Source organism: Hydrogenophaga sp. (genome assembly GCF_051007235.1).
In the GTDB taxonomy this organism is placed as follows: Bacteria; Pseudomonadota; Gammaproteobacteria; order Burkholderiales; family Burkholderiaceae_C; genus Hydrogenophaga.
The window spans coordinates 1-4308 of record NZ_JBPCSJ010000257.1; the positions used below are offsets into that span (position 1 = coordinate 1).

Here is a 4308-nt window from a genome sequence, read left to right on the forward strand (position 1 = left end):
ACGACGGCAGGCGCTGCGTGACCATCTCGACGGCGATGTGGCCCCCGGCGCGGTAGCTGCACGCGGCGCCCAGGAAGGTGAACACCACCATCAGCAAAATGGAAATCGGCTCGGGCCACTGCGCCCCCGTGCCCAGCACGTAGCGCGAAAAAATGCCCCAGGGAATGAAGAGCGACATGAAAAAGATGCAAGCCCCCGCGACCCAGATGCAGGCCAGATAGACCGAGTCGAGAAAGCGCGAGACAGGGTGTCCGCTGTGTGAGGAGTGGCTCATGAACAAGCTCTTGAGTGACACAGGGGGGGCGGCCAGCTGGAGGTGAGGCAGCGCGTGCGTCCAGCACACACCGAGGAGCCGGCTTCGCCGGGCCTCAGGTGTGGTCCCCCCTCCGGGGGGAAGCCGCGAAGCGGCGCAGGGGGGAGTTACTTCACCGCCGCGATGCGGTTCATCAGATCCACATGCTTGGCGCCGTACTTGGCGCGCACCGGGGCGGTGGCGTCAAAGAAAGGCTTGTTGTCGATGTTGATGAACTCGACGCCAGCGGACTTGAGCTTGGCCGAGTACTCCTCGACGCTCTTGTCCCACAACGCGCGCTGTTCCATCTGGGCCTCGCGCGCCAGCTTCTTCACCAGCGCCTGGTCGGCCGGGGTCAGCTTGTCCCAGGCCACCTTGGACATCACCAGGATCTCGGGGATGATCAGGTGGTTGGTCTGGCTGTAGTACTTGGCCGGGGTGTTGTAGTGGTTGGCCGTGAAGTAGCTCGGCGGGTTGTTTTCCGCGCCGTCGATCACGCCGGTCTGCAGCGAGGTGAACACCTCGCCGTAGGCCATGGCGATGCCGTTGCCGCCCATGGCGTTCATGGTGTCCACGAACAGCGGGTTGCCCATCATGCGGACCTTCTGGCCCTTCAGATCAGCGGGGGTGCGTACCGGCTTCTTGGTGTAGAGGCTGCGGGCGCCGCCGTCCATCCAGCCCAGGCCCACCAGGCGCGCCGGGCTGGCCGTGACCTTGGCCAGCAGTTCGTCGCCGATGGGGCCGTCGATCACGGCGCGCATGTGCTTGATGTCGCGGAACACGAAAGGCATGTTGAACACGTCCACTTCGGGCACCACCGGGCCGATCACGCCCAGGGAGATGCGGGCCATCTGGATGGCGCCCAGTTGCACCTGTTCCACGGCCTCTTTTTCCTGGCCCAGCACGGCGCCGGGGAACATCTGCACCTTGATACGGCCTTGTGTGGCGGCGTCGAGCTTCTTGCCCATGTTCTCCACGGCGACCACGGTGGGGTAGCCGGCGGGGTGGGTGTCGTGCGACTTCAGCACGGTCTGGGCCTGGGCGGTCAGGGGCAGAAGGGCGGCCAGGGCCATGCTGGCGATCAGTCGGCGTTGCAGTTTCATCAGAGTCTCCGTTGGGGTGGTTGGGTTGAGGTGGGAAAACAGTGCCGGTGCGTCAGGTGCTGGCGGCTCCGATGGCGCAGCGCGGCTCGTCCAGGCCCCTCACGCCTGGACGCAGTGCAAACACGCCACCCGCCAGCGGCTGATCGCTCAGATCACCGCCGGGCCGGATGGACGTGACGAACAGGGTGTCGAGCCCGGCGCCGCCGAAGGCGCACATGGCCGGTTTCTTGACCGGTACGGCCAGCGAGCGGTCGAGCCGGCCGTCGGGCGTGAAGCGGTGCACCAGACCGGCGTCGTTGCCGCAGATCCAGTAGCCGCCGTCTTCGTCCACCGCGGCGCCGTCGGGCCGGCCGGGCAGGGGCTTGAAGTCGATGAACATCCGGCGGTCGTGCGGCGTGCCGGTGTCGGTGTCGTAGTCGAAGGCCCACACGGTCTGGCGGTTCGGGTGCGAGTCCGACACATACATCGTGCGGCCATCGGGGCTGAAGGCCATGCCGTTGGGGGTGATGTAGCCAGCCTCCAGGCCGCGCAGCTGGCCGGGTGCATCGAATGCGTAGAGGCTGCCCGAAGGGGCGGCCAGCGACATGTCGGCCACCATGGTGCCGGCGCGCAGGCGGCCCTGGCGGTCGCAGCGGCCGTCGTTGAAGCGCATGCCGGTCTGCGGGTGGTTCACCCGGGCGATCCATTCGCTGGTCAACGTGCCGTCGGTCTGCGGCGTCAGGCGTGCCACGCCGGTGGTCATGGCCGCGATCCACTGGCCGTGGGGCAGGGCGTCGCTGCCCGCGGCCAATGCGATGCAGCCGGTCTGCTCGGGCGTCGGCCACTGCCGGGCCTGGCCGCTGACGCTGCTCCAGCACCACAGCGCCTGGCCGGGGATGTCCACCCACCACAGGCTCTGGCGCGCGCTGTCCCAGACGGGGCTTTCGCCCACGCCGTTGCGCACGTCCAGCAGCAGTTCGGCTTGTTGGGAGCTCATGTCAATGACGATGCAGAAGGGTTTGTTCCAGCACACACCACGGAACTGGCTTTGCCAGGCCGTCGGTGTGGTCCCCTCGGGGGGAAGACGCGAAGCGGCGCAGGGGGGTGTTCATTTGTTCGGGTCGGCGACCACGAAGCCGCCGCCCTGGTAAATGGCGACCGGGTCGTTCAGGTCGGGTGCGGCGGTGCGGGCGAACACCGCGTCGCGGAACACGTCCGAGCTGTCCTGGGGCACGTAGCCGATGTGCCGGGCCCGGCTGTTGTCCCACCAGGTCACCGCGTTGTTGGACATGCCGAACACGATGCTGTGGCCCAGCACCGGGGTGGACAGGCAGGCGCCGATCAGGCGGTGCAGATCGTCGAAGCTCAGCCAGGTGGCGAGCATGCGGCGGTCCTTCGGTTCGGGGAACGACGAGCCGATGCGCACGCAGGCGGTCTCGATGCCGTAGCGGTCGAAGTAGAAGCGCGAGAGGTCTTCGCCGTAGGCCTTGCTCAGGCCATAGAAGCCGTCGGGGCGCGGCGGGTGGTCGGCCGTGATGGTTTCGCTCTGCTTGTAGAAGCCCACCACGTGGTTGGAGCTGGCGAACACCACGCGCTTGACGCCGTGCCGGCGGGCGGCTTCGTAGAGGTGGTACACGCCCAGGATGTTGGCCTGCAGGATCGCCTCGAACGGCGCCTCCACCGAAATGCCGCCCAGGTGCACGATGGCGTCACACCCGGCCACCGCCGCATCCACCGCCGCAGCGTCGGCCAGGTCGGCCAGGGCGATCTCTTCGCCCGCCTGGGCGTCGCCGAAGGCGTTCTTGTCCGACAGGCGCAGCACGTCGCAGTTGGCCTTCAGGCGCTCGCGCAGGGCGGTGCCCAGGCCGCCGGCGGCGCCGGTCAGCAGGATGCGGTGGTGGGTTTTCAGGGCAGAGGTCATGGTGTGGTGAGGTTTGCGAAAACGCTTGGACAGCCGTCCGGGCCTTTGCTACAGTTCGCTCAAATCGAGATGTCTGTCATACGTTGTCTGACAACTGGACCGCGATTGTGTGAACCCCACCCCGAGGTGTCAAGGAAAAATCGATGCTCTCCGTGAAAACCCTAGGTGATGCCGCCGCCCGTGCCCGCCGACCCCGCGGCCTGGTGCCCGAGATCGTGTCCGCGCTCGAAGCCGACATGCAGGGCGGGCGCCTGAACCCCGGCGACAAGCTGCCCACCGAGTCGGCGCTGATGGCGCGTTTCGAGGTCAGTCGCACCGTGGTGCGCGAGGCCATTTCGCGCCTGCAGGCGGCCGGGCGGGTCGAGACGCGGCACGGCATCGGCACCTTCGTGATCGCGCCGCGCGCGGCCGAGCCCAACTTCCGCATCGCACCCGAAGACTTCGCCACCGTCGCCGACGTGATCTCGCTGCTGGAGCTGCGCATCAGCCTGGAGAGCGAGGCCGCCAGCCTGGCCGCCCAGCGGCGGGACGAGGCCAGCCTAGCCGCCATGGGCGCGGCGCTGGGGGCGTTTGAAGCCGCCATCCGCGCCGATTCCGACGCTGTGCCGTCGGACTTCCAGTTCCACATGGAGGTGGCGCGCGCCACCGGCAACCGGCACTTCGCCGATCTCATGACCTACCTGGGCACCATGATCATTCCGCGCACGCGGCTCAAGACCGCGGGCGACGCGCCCGAGGGCCGACTGGCCTACCTGGAGCGTGTGCACCACGAGCACGAGAGCATCTACCGCGCGGTGCGCGACCGCGATGCCGAGGCCGCCCGCGCCGCCATGCGCACCCACCTGGCCAACAGCCGCGAACGCCTGCGTCGCGCCCAGGCCAGCGAGAACGGTGCCGCCCACTAGGCCCTGTTCACGGCCCGGCGCGGGGCGGGTTTTGTCCCGACGCCGCAACTCCCCCGCCTTCTTGCTTTATCGTTCTTAGTTGTCAGACAACTGTTGACTACTCCCACC

General features: G+C 67.9%; 5 protein-coding genes. 1 reads left to right on the plus strand and 4 read right to left on the minus strand.

Going from position 1 to position 4308, the window contains the following annotated elements; translation table 11 throughout:
• From ACR2JA_RS09255 to ACR2JA_RS09270, 4 genes are all read right to left on the minus strand, one after another.
• The coding region (locus tag ACR2JA_RS09255) for a TRAP transporter small permease (protein WP_434008802.1) at positions 1–274 on the minus strand (274 nt) is incomplete at its 3' end.
• A 146-nt stretch (positions 275–420) separates the two neighbouring features.
• Positions 421–1395, minus strand: coding sequence for a TRAP transporter substrate-binding protein (locus ACR2JA_RS09260; protein WP_434008803.1), 975 nt, complete (start codon positions 1393–1395; stop codon positions 421–423).
• Positions 1396–1447: 52 nt separating this feature from the next.
• On the minus strand, positions 1448–2371 hold the full coding sequence (locus ACR2JA_RS09265) for an SMP-30/gluconolactonase/LRE family protein (protein WP_434008804.1): 924 nt from the start codon (positions 2369–2371) through the stop codon (positions 1448–1450).
• A gap of 111 nt (positions 2372–2482) precedes the next feature.
• Positions 2483–3295 (minus strand): NAD-dependent epimerase/dehydratase family protein, encoded by an 813-nt coding sequence (locus tag ACR2JA_RS09270; protein ID WP_434008805.1) that lies wholly within the window; start codon positions 3293–3295, stop codon positions 2483–2485.
• 143 nt (positions 3296–3438) lie between these two features.
• Between ACR2JA_RS09270 and ACR2JA_RS09275 the strand changes: the two genes are divergently transcribed.
• Entirely contained in the window at positions 3439–4200 is a 762-nt protein-coding gene (locus tag ACR2JA_RS09275) for a FadR/GntR family transcriptional regulator (RefSeq protein WP_434008806.1), read from the plus strand.
• Positions 4201–4308 lie beyond the last annotated feature (108 nt).

Coding starts and splice junctions, on each gene's coding strand:
- ACR2JA_RS09275 (WP_434008806.1), top strand. CDS start 3,439: ATGCTCTCCGTGAAAACCCTAGGTGATGCCGCCGCCCGTGCCCGCCGA.
- ACR2JA_RS09260 (WP_434008803.1), bottom strand. CDS start 1,395: ATGAAACTGCAACGCCGACTGATCGCCAGCATGGCCCTGGCCGCCCTT.
- ACR2JA_RS09270 (WP_434008805.1), bottom strand. CDS start 3,295: ATGACCTCTGCCCTGAAAACCCACCACCGCATCCTGCTGACCGGCGCC.
- ACR2JA_RS09265 (WP_434008804.1), bottom strand. CDS start 2,371: ATGAGCTCCCAACAAGCCGAACTGCTGCTGGACGTGCGCAACGGCGTG.